Here is a 14,100-nt window from a genome sequence, read left to right on the forward strand (position 1 = left end):
CCGGTCCTTGCTGCCGGTCACACTTCCCCTTCCGGAATCCCCAGAAATCTATCCTCGACACATGAAGATACTTCTGAGCGGAACCGCATCGGATTCCCATACCTGGAATCTCGTGTACCTCCGTCTCCTCCTTGAGGAACAGGGCCACGAGGTCGTCGGGCTCGGGCCCTGCGCCCCCGCCGAGCTGCTGGTCGCCGGCTGTCTGCGGCACGCGCCCGACGCGGTGGTGCTCAGCAGTGTCAACGGGCACGGCTACCGCGACGGACTCGCGGCCGTCCGCCGGCTGCGCGCGGAACCCGCCCTGGCCGGCCTCCCCGTGGTGCTCGGGGGCAAGCTCGGCGTCGCCGGACACCGCCAGGAGGCGGACGTGGCACGGCTGACCGAGGCCGGCTGCGACGCCGTCCTCGGCGAGGACCTGGACGCGCTGCGCGAGTTCCTCGCCGCGCGCACCCGCAGGGAGGTGCCGGCTTGACCGCCCGGGCCTCCGACTTCGGCGGTTTCGTCGCGGCGTCCACGGCCGCCGGCCGGCTCGTCGTCCAGCCCCGCATGGGCTTCGGCGACCCCGGCCGCATGCGGGACGGGCTCGCCCGGACCCGGGCCGCCACCGCCCACACCGCGGGCACGCTGACCGTCGACAGCTACACCCGTGTCGGCGACCTCGACGCCGCCCGCGCCGCCGTGGCCGAGGGAAGCCGCCTCAACGGCTACCCGATCGCCGCGCACTCCCGGGCCACCACCCGGGCCGTCCTCGACGGGCTGTTCGACGCCGACTTCCCCGTACAGGTCCGGCACGGCTCCGCCCGCCCCTTGGCCATCGTCCGGGCGCTCACCGCGGCCGGCCTCGACGCCACCGAGGGCGGCCCCGTCTCCTACTGCCTGCCCTACGGCCGCACCCCGCTGCGGGAGTCCGTCACCGCCTGGGCCCGCGCCTGCGAAGTCCTCGCCGCCGGGACGCGCCCCGGAGCCGTACCGCACCTGGAGAGCTTCGGTGGCTGCCTCCTCGGCCAGCTCTGCCCGCCCGGGCTCCTGGTGGCCGTGAGCGTCCTGGAATGCCTCTTCTTCGTCCAGTACGGGCTGCGCAGCGTCTCGCTCAGCTACGCCCAGCAGACCGACCCGGCCCAGGACGAGGAGGCCCTGCGCGCCCTGCGCCGGCTCGCCGCCGAGTTCCTGCCCGACGGCGTCGACCACCACGTCGTCCTCTACACCTACATGGGCGTCTACCCGCGCACCGAACGGGGCGCCACCCGCCTCCTGGAGGCCTCCGCCCGGCTCGCCGTGCGCTCCGGCGCAGGCCGCCTCATCGTCAAGACCACGGCGGAGGCCCATCGCATCCCGACCGTCGAGGAGAACGTCCGCGCCCTGGAGACCGCCGCCGCGGCCGCCGCGCTCGCCGGACCCCCGGCCCCGGACCGTACCGCCGAGGAGGACGGCGAGGTGTACGAGGAGGCCCGCACCCTCATCGAGACCGTCCTCGGCCTCCACCCCGACCTGTCCCGGGCCCTGCCGGCCGCCTTCGAACGAGGGCTGCTCGACGTGCCCTTCTGCCTCCACCCCGACAACGCCGGCCGTTCCCTCGGCCGCGTCGACGCCGAGGGCCGCCTCCGCTGGGCCCGGACCGGCGCCATGCCGATCCGCCCGGACACGGCGGCGGACGCCGCACCCCTCACCTCGGCCGGCCTGCTCGCCGCCCTCCGCCACGTCGCCGACCGCTACGACAGCCCCCGGCACCACGACAGCGGCGACGGTCACGACCGGCCGCCGGCCACCCCGGTCACCGTCTGAACCGCCCCGCCCGTCAGCAGAGCACCCCCGACCGCCCCGAACAGGAGTCCCGCCATGGACCGTCCCGACCTCACCGGCACCCCGGCCGGCCCGCCCCCGCTCGGCGAACACCTCCGCTCGCCGCAGTTGCGCGCCGCCATGCTCGTCCAGCAGGAGGCCCTCCACGCCGCCCGCGCGTTCCTGCGCGGCGAGGGCTTCACCGAGCTGCTGCCCCCGCTCGTCGGACCCGTCACCGACCCCGGCGGCCGCGGCGCCAAGGCCCTCGACGTCGACTACTACGGCCACCCGTACAAGCTGATGACCAGCGCCATCCTCTACAAGCAGGCCTCCCTGCGCGGCTTCCCCCGGCTCTTCTACATCGCCCCCAACGTGCGCGTCGAGCCCGAGGAGACCGCCGGCACCGGCCGGCACCTCGTCGAGTTCCACCAGATCGACGTGGAGATCGCCGACGGCACCCGCGAGGACGCCCAGGAGATCGCCGCCGGCCTGCTGACGCACGTCACCGAGCACGTGTGGACCGCCGTCCCCGAGATCCTGACCGAACTCGGCCGTGTCGAGGGCGACTTCGCTGACGTCCGCGCCGGCAAGTACGACGTCCGCACCCACGACGACGCCGTGGCCCGGCTCCTCGACGCCGGGCATCCGCAGAACCCCGACGGCGAGATCGACTGGGCCGGCGAGCGCATCCTCTCCCTGGAGAGCGACCGCCCCTTCTTCGTCAACGACTACCCCAAGGGCTCCCGCGGCTTCTACGACCGGGAGGACCCCGAACGCCCCGGCGTCCTGCGCAACTTCGACCTGATCGCCCCGCACGGATACGGCGAGCTCGTCTCCGGGAGCGAGCGCGAGGCCGACTACGCCACCATCGTCACCCGCATGCGGGAGAGCGGCGAGAACCCCGCCAAGTACGCCTGGTACCTCCAGGAGGCCCGCGACGGCATGCCGGCCAGCGCCGGATTCGGCATGGGCCTCCAGCGCCTCGTCCGCTTCCTCACCGGCCTCGACGCCCTCTGGCAGGTCAGCGCCTACCCCAAGCTCCCCGGGGTGGTGGCCCCGTGACCGCCCTCAGCGCCCCCGGCTTCCCGGAGCGGGCGATCCGCGCCCGCGCCCGCAACGGCACCGCCGAGGTCTTCCCCGACCCCGCCACGTACGGCACACAGCTGTACGGACCGGGTACGGCGACCGCCGCCGACGAGCTCGACCGGGCGCGCATCGTCCCGCCCGTCTTCATGCCCCAGCGCCTGGAGAAGCTCATCGACCTCGCCCGCGAGCCGGAGTTCACCGACGTCGACCTCGGCACCCGCGTCGGCGGCTTCACCGCCCGGCTGCCCCTCTACCTGTCCGCCTTCGGCTCCACCCGCGCCGGCAGCGGCGACCTCGCCGTCCACGCGAGCCGGCAGGCCGCCCGCCTCGGCATCCCCATGGTCATCGGGGAGAACATGATCCCCGTGCACGGCTACCGCCGCGCCGGTGACGCCACCCGCTCCGCGCTCCTCGCCCGCGTCGAGGCCTACCTCGACGCCGCACCCGACGGAGCCGGCGGCATCGTCGTCCAGCAGTCCACCGAGGACGCCGACTCCGAGGTCTGGAACCTCCTCTACAGCGACCCCGCCTTCCGCCCCCTCCTGGAGACCGGCCGGCTCGCCTTCGAGCTGAAGACCGGGCAGGGCGCGAAACCCGGCCTCGGCGGCATGACGGTCGTCGACCGGGCCGAGGCCGAGCAGCTCGCCCGCCGCTTCACCGTCCGCAAGGTCCTCGACCCGGACGGCGCGCGCCAGCTGCGCTGCGCCACCCCCGGAACCTTCACCGACGAGATCCTCCGCCAGCAGCTGCGCTTCATGCGGAACAACTTCCCCAAGGCCCGCACCTGGGTGAAGTTCCACCCCGGCCGCGACATCGCCCACGCCGCCCGTACCGCCTGGTCCGCCGGAGCGGACGCCGTCACCGTCGACGGCGCCGAAGGCGGCACCGGCTGGGCCCCGGGCGTCTTCCTCGACCACGTCGGCCTGCCGCTCGCCGCCTGCCTGCGCCGCATCGGCCGCCCCGACGGCTGCCTCCTCGCCGCCGGCGGCATGTGGGAAGGCGGCCGCGCCGTCCGCGCCCTCGCCCTCGGCGCCACGGCCGTCGGCCTGGGCCGCGCCGCGCTCGTGGCCGTCGACGAGGACCCCGAGCACGGTCTGGAGCGCCTCGCCGACAGCATCGCCCTCGAACTGCGGCTTCTGATCAGCGCGTTGGGCAAGTACTCCGTCGGCGCCCTGGACCCCGAGGACCTGTGGTGGCCCGACGGCCACGCGCCTCTTCCGGCCGCCACCGACCCGGTGGGGGCGACACCGTGACCGCGTACCGGCGGCGCGGCCGTGACCGAGCCGTCCACGCCTGCTTCTCCGTCCGGGAGGCCCCGGGCATCACCGTCACGGTCTCCCACGACGGGAACGGCCTCGTCACCACGGCCCGGCACACCGCGCAGCGGGCCCTCGCCGAGGCGGGCCGCGGCTACCTCGGCGGCCGCGTCGAACTGCGCACGCCCCGGCCCCCCGCCCAGGCCGCCACCCGGCCCAGCGCCTTCGGCACGCGCCGGCGACGCGCCGTGCGCCGGGCCGCCGACCGCGCCGTGGCCCTGGCCGTCGCCGCCACCCTCAGGGGCGACGCCGCCGGCATCCGGGTCCACGTCCGTCCACCCCTCTGACCACGACCACGCCCCGCGATCCACGGCTCCCCGTCCTCCCTCGACCACAGAAAGCCGACCCCATGGGAACGACCCCCACGACCAGCGCACCGGCAGGCGCACAGCCCGCCGTCGACTGGCGCCGCGTCAGCAGTCTCGTCATCGGCCAGGCCGCCGTGCAGGCGGGCAGCTTCGCCCTCCTGATCGCCATGAGCTGGACGGCGGTCCAGCTCGGCGGCCGCGAAGCCGTCACGTACGTCACGCTCTCCGCCACCCTGCCCCGCGCCCTGCTCCTCCTCTTCGGCGGAGCGCTCGCCGACGCGCTCGGCCCCCGCGCCGTCCTGCTCCGCGCGACGAGCGTCCGCGTCCTCGTCCTCGCCGCCGGCGTCGCCGTGACCGCCACCACCGAGACCCTGTGGCCGCTGATCGCCGTCGCCCTCGTCGACGGCGTCCTGCTCGGCCTCACCGGCCCCGCCTCCGGGGTCCTGCTGCCCCGCCTCGCGCCCCAGGACCAGCTCGGCCGCGCCAACTCCCTGTTCTCCATGGTGCTGCGCCTCGCCCCCATCGCCGGGTCCCCCCTCGGCGCCTGGCTGGTCGTCGTCGGAGGCCTGCCCGTGGCCATGACGGCCGCGGCCGCCGGCTGCGTGGTCTGGCTGGCCTGCGCCACCCACGTCACCCACGGCATGGCCCGGCCCGAACGGGCCCCGCAGGGACCCTCCTTGCTGCGCCGCTCCGGCGACGGCTTCCGGCTCCTCGCCGCGCACCCGCGACTGCGGTGGATGTTCGTCGCCTGCTTCTGCATGGACCTGGCGTTCCTGTGGCCGGCCGAGGTCGCCCTGCCCCTGCGGGCCGCCGACCAGGGCTGGGGCGTCGGCGCCGTCGCCATGGTGCTCTCCGTCTTCGGCGCCGGAGCGCTGGCGTCCGCCGCCCTGGGCGCGGCGCTCGCCCACCGCATCCCGGCGCACACGAAGCTCGTGGTGACCGGCGTCGGCCTCGCCGCCGGCATGGCCGCCATGGCGCTCGTCCCCTCGGCCGTCGTCCTGGCCGGCACCGCCGGCGCCGTCGGCCTGCTCTCCGGACTGAACGGGCCGGCCCTGGTCACCGCCTATCAGCAGGCCGTCCCCGAGGGGCGGATGGGGGCCGCGATGTCCACCTTCGCGCTCTCCGGCATCGGCGCGGCACCGCTGTCCCTGGCCGTGTTCAGCCCCGTCTCGCTCTACCTCGGGGTGACCGGGACCTGGCTGCTGTGCGCGGGCCTCGCCCTCCTCTCCCCGGTCGCCGCGGCCGTCGCCCTGCGCGGTGGGGCGGCCGCCGCCGCGCCGCGCGCCGAGGCCCGTCCCCGTACCGCACCGGAGCCCACCGCAACTTCCGTGTGAGGCAGACATGATCCCGCTGGTTTCCCCGCCACCGCCGGCGGCTCCTCCGGCCGGCCCCCTGGTCCCTTCGACGCTCCCGCCCCTGACGACGGCCCTGCCCCGGCTGCCCGGACTGCGCCCCGTCCGGCCGCAGCTGTGGCTGGTGGCCACCGAGGCCCACCAGGACACCGTCACCCGGTACGCGCCCCTCGTCCTGGCCACCGAGGAACTGGCCCGTGCCGAGGAGTTCCGCCGCTCGGGCGACCGCGCCACCTACCTGTGCGCGCACGTCGGACTGCGCCGCCTGCTCGGCGCCCACCTGGGCGTCGCGCCCCGCACCGTGTCGGTGGCGCGGGCGCCGTGCCCCTGCTGCGGCGAGCCGCACGGACGCCCCGTACTGCCCGACGGGCGCCTGCACTTCTCGCTCTCGCACTGCGAGGGCCTGAGCCTGATCGCCGTCGCGTCCACCCCCGTCGGCGTGGACATCGAGCGGGTGCCGGCGCCCCACACGGTCACGGAGGCGTCGGAGGTCCTCCACCCGGCCGAGGCGGCGGAACTCGCCGCCCTCGCCCCGGCCCTCCGCCCCGCCGCGTTCGCCCGGGCATGGACGAGGAAGGAGGCCTACCTGAAGGGGCTCGGCATAGGCCTGGGCGCCGATCCGTCCGCCGAGTACGTGGGCGCCGGCCCGCTGCCCTCGGCGCCGCCCGGATGGTTCCTGGCCGATGTCACCGTCCCCGACGGCCATCACGCCGCCGTCGCGCTCCGCCACTGAGGAAAACTATCGAACATAAAACGATCGTTCTCGAAGTGAGCGTATGGTGGTCGTCGACAAGGGAGGGGGAGGATCGTGAACCGATCGCACGAGTCGACGGCCCGGGACGGGGGTGGCGCCCTCCGCCTGCTCCGGGGTGTCCCCGAAGGGGCCGAGGAGCAGGCGGCCGCGCTGTACTGGGAGGCCTTCGGCCGCAAGATCGGCGGCGCGCTCGGCCCGCCCGGGACGGGCCGGGCGTTCCTCGCCTCCCATCTGCACCACGACCGCGGGGTCACCGCGCTCGACGGCGCGGGCCGTGTCGTCGGCGTCGCCGGCTACGACCTCGGGGGCCGCGCCCTGTTCGGTGGCTCGGCGCGCGACGTACTGTCCGCGTACGGGCCCCTGCGCGGGCTGCCCCGTCTCGCCCTCCTCGCCCTGTTCACCCGGAACCCCGCCGGGGGCGAGCTCGTGATGGACGGCATCTGCGTCGACGCGACGCAACGGGGCACCGGCATCGGCGGCCTGCTGCTGCGGGAGATCGCCGCCGTGGCCGCCGAGAACGACTGCTCCCGGATCCGGCTGGACGTCATCGACACGAACCCGCGTGCCAAGGTCCTGTACGAACGCCACGGATTCCGCACCGTCCGCACGCGGCGGACCCCGTTCCTGAGGAAACCGATGGGATTCGGCGCCGTCGCCACCATGCACCGTCCCGTCACCCCCGGCGACCTGGGCGGGGGAAGCCCCCGATGAACCACGCGGAGCCGGACCGCGCGCGCCGCCCGGAGGTTTCCACCCGGCTGCTGGTGCACGCCCTGGTCCGCGAGGACGGGACCGTCGACGCCGGTGAGCTCTACGCCGTCGCCGGACTCCTCGGCATGACCGATCAGCAGGTCCGGCTGTGCCTCAAACGGCTGGTCGCCGAAGGCCGGTTCGTCCAGGACGGCCGGGGACGCAGGGCCGTCCTGCGGGCCGTCGCCGATCCCGCGACCGGCGGCCTCGCCCCCGACGCCGACCACGTCCGCCACGCCCACCGGCAGGACCTCGGACTCGCGCCCTGGGACGGCACCTGGCACCTGTTCGCCTTCGCCGTCCCGGAAGCACGCCGCACCGCCCGCGACGCCCTGCGCGAAACCCTCCTGCACCTGGGTGCCGCACCCGTCCAGGGAGGCCTGTACGTCTCCGCCAACCCCATCGCCGACCTGGTCGAGGGGCAGGCCCGCCACCTCGGCGTGCTCGACACCGTCACCTTCCTCACCAGTACGGACCTGCGCGTCGGAGAGGTGTCCGACCCCCTCCGGCTGGCCGCGGCCATCTGGCCCCTGGACGAGATCGCCGCCCGTCACGAACGGCTCGCCGCCTTCGCGGAGACCGTCGCCGGCCGACTGGCCCGTGGCGCGGACCTGTCCGGGGCCGAGAAGCTCACCTCGGCCGTGGAACTCGCCGCCGAGTTCAGCCGCGCCATGACCCCCGATCCGCTCCTGCCCCCGGAGCTGCTGCCCCGGCCCTGGCCCGGCAGCCGCGCCCGCCGGCTCACCCGGGAATGCTGGACCGCTCTCCGTACCCCCTCCGCCGCCGGTCTCCGTCTCTTCCGCCTCTACGACGACCCCGTCCACTCTCCCGACGGACAGCGGGACGGGCGGCGAGACGGACGGTGAAAGGACAAGGAAACGCCCTCGCGAGCCGGGCCGTTGGGCAGCCTGGCCACCAGGACACGGGCCCGGTCTTGCGACAACGTGTTCCATCGCCGACACGGGCGAGTGATCATTGGCCATGATCGTCGTCGTGGGGCGAGAACGGCCGTGCGGCGCACCTAGACTCCCCGCACATGTCGCTCTGGCTCCTCAATCACTTCAGCACCTTCACCCTGGCCGTGGTCACCGTCGGCGGGACCGTTCTCCTCGCCGTCGCCGGCAGCGTGCTGCTCCGCCGCAGGTACCCGTCGCTGGCCCGGGGGGAGCACAACGACATGGTCGGGGTGACGCTGGGGATGTTCGGCGCGATCTACGGGATCATCCTCGCCTTCGTCATCGTCACCCTCTGGACCCAGCTGGACAGCACGCAGACGATCGTCGCCAGCGAGGCCACCGACGCCGCGCTCATCGCCCGCGACGCCGCCGCCTTCCCGCCCGCGGTCCGCGCCGACCTCGACACGGCGCTCAGCGGCTACGTCCACGCGGTCGTCGAGGACCAGTGGCCCCGCATGCGCGCCGGGCAGCCGAGCTACGGGGCCACGGAGGGGCACCTGCGGTCCGCCTTCACCGTCCTCCAGACGTACGACCCGAAGTCCCCGCGCGAAGAGGTCTTCTACGAGCAGGCCGTCGGTCACCTCAACGACGTCGCCGCCCAGCGCCGGGCCCGCCTGAACATGGCCCAGCAGGAACTCCCGCCGCTGCTCCAGGTCCTGGCGTTCGGCGGCGCGATCGTCCTCGTGCCCCTCACCTTCCTCTACGGCATGCGCAAGCTCAGGATCCAGCTCCTCTTCGTCGCCTCGGTCGCCGCCCTCATCGGCTTCAGCCTGCTCCTGGTCTTCGTCCTCGACCGCCCCTTCGCCGGCGAACTGAGCGTGAGCCCGGCCCCGTACCGGGAGGGAGCGCTCGCCCGGTACTGGGAGAAGTGAGTGCCGCCGGGTCAGGGGTGGCTGACGACCACTTTGCCGAAGGGGCTGCCGGTGGCGTAGTGGCGGTAGGCGTCGACGGCCTCGTCGAAGGGGAAGGCGCGGTCGATGACGGGCCGGAGTCCGTGCTTCTCGATGAAGGCGTTCATGGCGGTGAACTGGGCGCGGCTGCCGACCGCCACGCTGCGGACGGTGGCGCCGGAGGCGAAGAGGGCCTGGGGATCGAGCGGCTGGGGGGTCCTGCCCGTGAAGCCGACGCACGCGATGGTGCCGGCCAGGGCGATGGCGCGGACGGACTCGTGGAGCAGTCCGGCGACGTCGACGACGCGGTCGGCGCCCCGGCCGCCGGTGAGGGCGCGGACCTCGCCGGCCCAGTCGGGGGTGGCCGTGTAGTCGACGACGGCGTCGGCACCGAGGTCGCGCAGGCGCGCGGCCCTGGCGGGGCTGCCGGTGGTGGCGATCACGCGTGCGCCGAGCGCCTCGGCGAACTGGAGGGCGAAGAGGGAGACGCCGCCGGAGCCCTGCACGACGACGGTGTCGCCGGGGCGGACCCCCGTTCCGTCGCCGGTCAGCGCGTTCCATGCCGTGACGGCCACGCAGGGCAGGGTGGCGGCCTCCGCGTACGTCAGATGCGCGGGAACGGTCACGAGCGAGTCCGCGTCGGCGACGGTGAACTCGGTGAGCATGCCGTCCAGCGAGCCGCCGCGCTGCGCGAGGTGCTCGACGGCGAACGGGCCGTCCTGCCAGGAGGGGAAGAGCGTGGCGGCGACGCGGTCCCCGACCCGTACCGCGTCGACGCCCGGTCCCACCCCGACCACCTCGCCGGCCCCGTCCGAGACGGGCACGACGTCCGGCTTCACCGGAAGGACGTAACTGCCGTCGAGCACCATGAGTTCACGGAAGCTCAGGGACGTCGCGCGCACGGCCACCAGGGCCTGGCCGGGGCCGGGCGCGGGGATCGCGTGCTCGCGGACGGTGAGACCGGACAGCCCGGCCCCGCTGTGCGACAGGTGGTAACTCCGCATCGGTCGTGCCTTTCGCAAGAGGTGGAGGGAGCGGGTCGTCTCGCCGGACATCACGCGTCGTCGGACTCGGCGGCCAACGGGACCTCTCCCGCGGTCTTGCTGAAACCGAGCGCCTCGACGATCCGGCCGTCCGTCACCCGCATGACGTTGACGCCCTGCACCCACTGGCCGGGGCCGTCCCCGAAGCGGTAGGTCCACACGATCGTCGCGCGGTCGCCCGACACGATCACCTCCTGCGGGGTGAACTGCGCGGTGAGGTCGTCGACGAGGGCCGTCCACCACTCCGTACACGCCTCGCGCCCGGAGACCCGCTCCCCGCGCGGCGCGGGCTGGACGCTCTCCATGACGCAGTCCTCGGCGATCAGGTCGGCCAGGAGGCCGGCCTCGCGGTCGGTGAACGCGCGGTTGAAACGGTCGATGACTTCGGCGGTGGTGCGTACGGACATGACGCCTCCTCGGAAGAGATAGACCGTTCGGTCTACGAGGGATATAGATAGACCGGTTGATCTACCGTGTCAAGTGCGGCAGAATCGCGTCATGACCACTTCCGCCAAGCCGGGCCCCCGCGAGCGACTCCTGCTCGCCGCCCAGGAGTTGACCTACACCCAGGGCGTCGGCGTGGGCGTGGACGCCCTGCTGAAGGGGGCCGGCGTCGCCCGCCGCTCGCTGTACGAGCACTTCGGCGGCAAGGACGGGCTCATCGCCGAAGTGCTGCGCCGCAGCACCGTCGAGGACGTGGAGCGGTACCGCTCCACCATGGACGCCGCGGGGGGCGACCCCCGCGACCGGCTCCTCGCCGTCGTCGACCGGCTCGGCGACATCGCCGCCGACCCCGACTTCCACGGATGCCGCTACCTCGCCGCCGACCTCGCGCTCACGGACCCGGAGCACCCCGGCCACGAGGTCACCAGGGAGTACCGGCGCACCCTCCACGGCCTGTTCGCCGACGAGTTCACCGCCCTCGGGCACAAGCGGCCCGGCTTCGCCGCCGACCAGCTGCTCATCCTCGTCGACGGCCTCCTCGCCGCCGGCGCGACCCGCCCCGGCACCGGGCACACCGCCGCGGCCCGCGCCCTCGCCGAACACCTCGTCGACACCGGCCCCGCGTAGCGCGGACCCGGGGCGGCGGAAGGAGCGCGAGGGTCTCCCGGCGGCATCAGTCCTGCTGATGGGCGGTGAAGCAGACCGCGTTGGACGTGATCGCGGCCCCGGCTCCAGGATGGCCGCATGACCGTTACCTCTGCCATCGCCTCCTTCGCCGTAGTGGCGGGCATGCTGACCATCATGCCGGGACTGGACACCGCCCTGGTGCTGCGTTCCGCCATCACCCTGGGCCGGAGCCGGGCCTTCGCGACGGCGCTGGGGATCCTCTCCGGCGTGCTCGTGTGGGGCATGGCCGCCGCGGTCGGCGCCTCGGCGGTGCTCACGGCATCCCAGCTGCTGTACGACGTGCTGCGCCTGGCCGGTGCCGGGTATCTGGCGTGGCTGGGGATCGGCATGATCCGCCGGACGATCAAGGAGCGCGGCCGGCCCGCGTCGGGGGACACGGCGGACGGGGTGGGAGCCGCGGCCCCGGAGGCGACCTGGGCGCGGTGCTGGGCGCGCGGTCTCGGCACCAGCCTGCTGAATCCGAAGAACGGCGTCTTCTACATGGCCATGCTGCCCCAGTTCATCCCCGGCGACGCCCCACACCTGCTGATGGGCGTCGTCCTGGCGACCGTGCACGACCTGGAGGGGCTGGTCTGGTTCAGCGCCCTGATCTTCGGCACCCAGCTCGTCCGCCGGTGGCTGAACCGCGCCTCGGTGCGGCGGGCCATCGACGCGCTCACCGGCACGGTACTCGTCGGCTTCGGCCTCAAGCTGGCGCTCGGGGACACCTGAGCACCGCCCGGCCCGGGGGACTGCTCGTCCGTGCCGAAGCGGTCGGGGTCACGCTCCCCGGCGTACGGAAGGTGCGCGGGGGCGCCGAGCCCGGTCCGCTCGGCGGCGAGCGCGGTCGGCCCCCTCGCCCCGCGGTACGCCGGGGCGGGCGGGGCCTCCCGCGTCGTCGCGGCCGTCGGCGGCGCGGACAGGGCGGAGTTCGTGCGGGCCCCCGGCGCCGGCGAGGTCGTGCTGTACGGGGACGAGTCCTGGGGCGATCCGGTCGACGTCGTCGGCGGGCGGCATCTCGGCGGGGACCTCCTCGGACCCGCCGTGCGGCGGGCCCTCGGCCCGGTGGCCGTCTGGTCGCCTCCAGGTTCGGGCGGCGGCGCGATCGACGCGCACGAGCCGCTGGTCCGGGGCGCGTCGGTGATCGGCTTCCAGGCGGCGGTCGTCGCCCGCGGCGAGCCCGAGGCGTACGCGCGCCGGCTCGACGAGCTGGGGGAGCTCCACCGCGACCGGAGGCTCGGCCCCCGTATCGCCGCCGAGATGCCGCTCGCCGACGCGGCGCGCGCCCGTGCGCTCGTCGAGTCCCGCGGCGGCCTCGGCAAGGCCGTCCCCATCCCCTGGGGCGGGGGGAGGCGGCGGGGCCGCGCGGCTCAGCGGTCGTAGCGGCCGGTGTCGATCTCCCAGCGGTGGTAGCCGGCGATCCAGGCGGCGAGGCCGTCGACGTACCGGTGGGCCGCCTCGCGGGCGGCCGGGGCGAGGCCGAGGAGCTCGCAGATCTCGGGGACCTCGTCCGACAGCTCCACGAAGCGGTCGACCATCGTCTGGGCCTCGCGCATCACCTGGACCGCGGCCTCCTCGGGGGTGCCGCCCCGCTCCTCGCGGACGATCATCACCAGGTTGGCGACGTCGCCACGGGCGAGTTCCTGGGCGTACGAGTGCACGTCGTTGGTGAACGAGGGTATGTCGGCGGCGAGTTGGCGCATCCGGCGGAAGGACGGGTGGTGCAGGACCTCCTGCGGGAGCTCGAACCGGTTGAGCCGCTCGACCATGTCGAAGAGGGTCTCCATGGCGGCCGTGCCCCGGCGGAGCGCCAGATAGCTCTCCCGGTCGGGGAGCCGGCCGGAGAGCCGGCCGGCGGCCTCGGCCGGGTGGCACGCGAAGTACCACTCCCAGTTGTAGGCGGACCGGGCCCGCCAGCGGGCCGACATGCCGCGCGCGCTGCGTTCCCAGAGGTCGACGAAGGCCTGCTCGACGGGCGTACGGGCGCCGGGCGCCGGGCCGTCCCCGTACAGAAGGCCCGTCAGGCGCCTGCATATCTCGGCCACTTGTGCCGGCGACCGGCCGAGCTCCGAGTCGAAGCCGTCGTCGAAGAGGAAGTAGAAACTGAGCAGGTCCGCGGCGAGGGCGAGTTCCTCGGCGGGGGAGTCCGGGCTCGTGAACGCGGCGAGGCGGGGCACGTCCCACTTGTCGTACGCGGGCAGGGTGATGGCGGCGGCGAGTCCCTCGTTGCGGAGGAGCCAGTGCCGGTGGAGTTGCGCGACGGATGCCTGGTTCGGATTGCTGCGCGGCGGAAACGGCAGGTCGAGCGTGATCGCGTTGAACATTGGTCCCCCAGGTTCTGAGCCCGGGAGATCCCGTGACGCCCCGGGCGCGATCGAAGAGTACTTGAATTGATCATCAACTGCCGGGTAGGTCAAGGGGATTCCTTTCAGGCCACGGAAGAAGTGCATCCGGATCGGCTGGAGCCGGGAGGCTTCGGGCGGATTTGAGTCCGGCTGACTGATATCCGCCGGCCGTGTCGATGCCACGGCTCCGTCATGTCGGTCGCGGGTGCATACCGTTCACGCGTTCGTGTCGGTCAGGCGTTCCATCGTTCGTTGCGGCGGGTGGTTCGGCCCCTGTGCGCGCCACCCGTGGACGGGGGCGCGCGTTGGGGTTGCCGTGACACCCGGTGCAGTGACGGTTCTGCATCCGGGACCTGCGGGTTCTGTGCCGACTCCCGATCATGGCGGGGCGATGGCGAGAGCGAAGATCTG

16 protein-coding genes are annotated in these 14,100 nt (G+C 74.2%); 13 read left to right on the forward strand and 3 right to left on the reverse strand.

What is annotated here, in order from left to right; genetic code table 11:
• Positions 1–61: 61 nt before the first annotated feature.
• The 10 genes from ACFYUS_RS27920 (at position 62) to ACFYUS_RS27965 (ending at position 9,173) form a co-directional block, all read left to right on the forward strand.
• Positions 62–472 (forward strand): cobalamin B12-binding domain-containing protein, encoded by a 411-nt coding sequence (locus ACFYUS_RS27920; RefSeq protein WP_388857739.1) that lies wholly within the window; start codon positions 62–64, stop codon positions 470–472.
• On the forward strand, positions 469–1,782 hold the full coding sequence (locus tag ACFYUS_RS27925) for a methylaspartate mutase (protein ID WP_388857742.1): 1,314 nt from the start codon (positions 469–471) through the stop codon (positions 1,780–1,782). Before ACFYUS_RS27920 ends, ACFYUS_RS27925 begins: the two co-directional genes overlap by 4 nt.
• Before the next feature lie 54 nt (positions 1,783–1,836).
• Positions 1,837–2,841, forward strand: coding sequence for an asparagine synthetase A (locus tag ACFYUS_RS27930; protein ID WP_388857745.1), 1,005 nt, complete (start codon positions 1,837–1,839; stop codon positions 2,839–2,841).
• A complete protein-coding gene (locus tag ACFYUS_RS27935; protein ID WP_388857749.1) occupies positions 2,838–4,118 on the forward strand; it encodes a glutamate synthase-related protein in 1,281 nt (426 codons plus the stop codon). The genes ACFYUS_RS27930 and ACFYUS_RS27935 overlap by 4 nt, the downstream gene beginning before the upstream one ends.
• On the forward strand, positions 4,115–4,468 hold the full coding sequence (locus ACFYUS_RS27940) for a hypothetical protein (protein WP_388857752.1): 354 nt from the start codon (positions 4,115–4,117) through the stop codon (positions 4,466–4,468). Before ACFYUS_RS27935 ends, ACFYUS_RS27940 begins: the two co-directional genes overlap by 4 nt.
• A 62-nt stretch (positions 4,469–4,530) precedes the next feature.
• Positions 4,531–5,823: an MFS transporter gene (locus ACFYUS_RS27945; protein ID WP_388857755.1), complete on the forward strand. Its 1,293-nt coding sequence runs from the start codon at positions 4,531–4,533 to the stop codon at positions 5,821–5,823.
• Between the two features lie 7 nt (positions 5,824–5,830).
• Positions 5,831–6,574: a 4'-phosphopantetheinyl transferase family protein gene (locus ACFYUS_RS27950; RefSeq protein ID WP_388857758.1), complete on the forward strand. Its 744-nt coding sequence runs from the start codon at positions 5,831–5,833 to the stop codon at positions 6,572–6,574.
• A 75-nt stretch (positions 6,575–6,649) separates the two neighbouring features.
• Positions 6,650–7,306 (forward strand): GNAT family N-acetyltransferase, encoded by a 657-nt coding sequence (locus tag ACFYUS_RS27955; protein ID WP_388857761.1) that lies wholly within the window; start codon positions 6,650–6,652, stop codon positions 7,304–7,306.
• On the forward strand, positions 7,303–8,211 hold the full coding sequence (locus ACFYUS_RS27960; RefSeq protein ID WP_388857764.1) for a PaaX family transcriptional regulator C-terminal domain-containing protein: 909 nt from the start codon (positions 7,303–7,305) through the stop codon (positions 8,209–8,211). The genes ACFYUS_RS27955 and ACFYUS_RS27960 overlap by 4 nt, the downstream gene beginning before the upstream one ends.
• 170 nt (positions 8,212–8,381) lie before the next feature.
• Entirely contained in the window at positions 8,382–9,173 is a 792-nt protein-coding gene (locus ACFYUS_RS27965) for a hypothetical protein (RefSeq protein ID WP_388857767.1), read from the forward strand.
• 11 nt (positions 9,174–9,184) lie between these two features.
• On the opposite strand, the gene ACFYUS_RS27970 is transcribed toward ACFYUS_RS27965, so the two are convergent.
• Together ACFYUS_RS27970 and ACFYUS_RS27975 are read right to left on the reverse strand one after the other, a co-directional pair.
• Positions 9,185–10,195: an NAD(P)-dependent alcohol dehydrogenase gene (locus ACFYUS_RS27970; RefSeq protein WP_388857770.1), complete on the reverse strand. Its 1,011-nt coding sequence runs from the start codon at positions 10,193–10,195 to the stop codon at positions 9,185–9,187.
• 50 nt (positions 10,196–10,245) lie between these two features.
• Positions 10,246–10,641: a nuclear transport factor 2 family protein gene (locus tag ACFYUS_RS27975; RefSeq protein ID WP_388857773.1), complete on the reverse strand. Its 396-nt coding sequence runs from the start codon at positions 10,639–10,641 to the stop codon at positions 10,246–10,248.
• A 91-nt stretch (positions 10,642–10,732) separates the two neighbouring features.
• Between ACFYUS_RS27975 and ACFYUS_RS27980 the strand changes: the two genes are divergently transcribed.
• The 3 genes from ACFYUS_RS27980 (at position 10,733) to ACFYUS_RS27990 (ending at position 12,727) form a co-directional block, all read left to right on the forward strand.
• Positions 10,733–11,305, forward strand: a complete 573-nt coding sequence (locus ACFYUS_RS27980; RefSeq protein WP_388857776.1) for a TetR/AcrR family transcriptional regulator — start codon at positions 10,733–10,735, stop codon at positions 11,303–11,305.
• A 117-nt stretch (positions 11,306–11,422) separates the two neighbouring features.
• Positions 11,423–12,076 (forward strand): LysE family translocator, encoded by a 654-nt coding sequence (locus tag ACFYUS_RS27985; protein WP_388857779.1) that lies wholly within the window; start codon positions 11,423–11,425, stop codon positions 12,074–12,076.
• A 30-nt stretch (positions 12,077–12,106) separates the two neighbouring features.
• Positions 12,107–12,727 carry a hypothetical protein gene (locus ACFYUS_RS27990; RefSeq protein ID WP_388857782.1) on the forward strand — a complete coding sequence of 207 codons (621 nt, stop codon included), beginning with the start codon at positions 12,107–12,109 and terminating at the stop codon, positions 12,725–12,727.
• On the opposite strand, the gene ACFYUS_RS27995 is transcribed toward ACFYUS_RS27990, so the two are convergent.
• A complete protein-coding gene (locus tag ACFYUS_RS27995; protein ID WP_388857785.1) occupies positions 12,715–13,668 on the reverse strand; it encodes a terpene cyclase in 954 nt (317 codons plus the stop codon). The genes ACFYUS_RS27990 and ACFYUS_RS27995 overlap by 13 nt on opposite strands.
• Positions 13,669–14,100: the final 432 nt, after the last annotated feature.

It is taken from the genome of Streptomyces sp. NPDC004284 (assembly GCF_042874035.1).
Classification (GTDB): Bacteria; Actinomycetota; Actinomycetes; order Streptomycetales; family Streptomycetaceae; genus Streptomyces.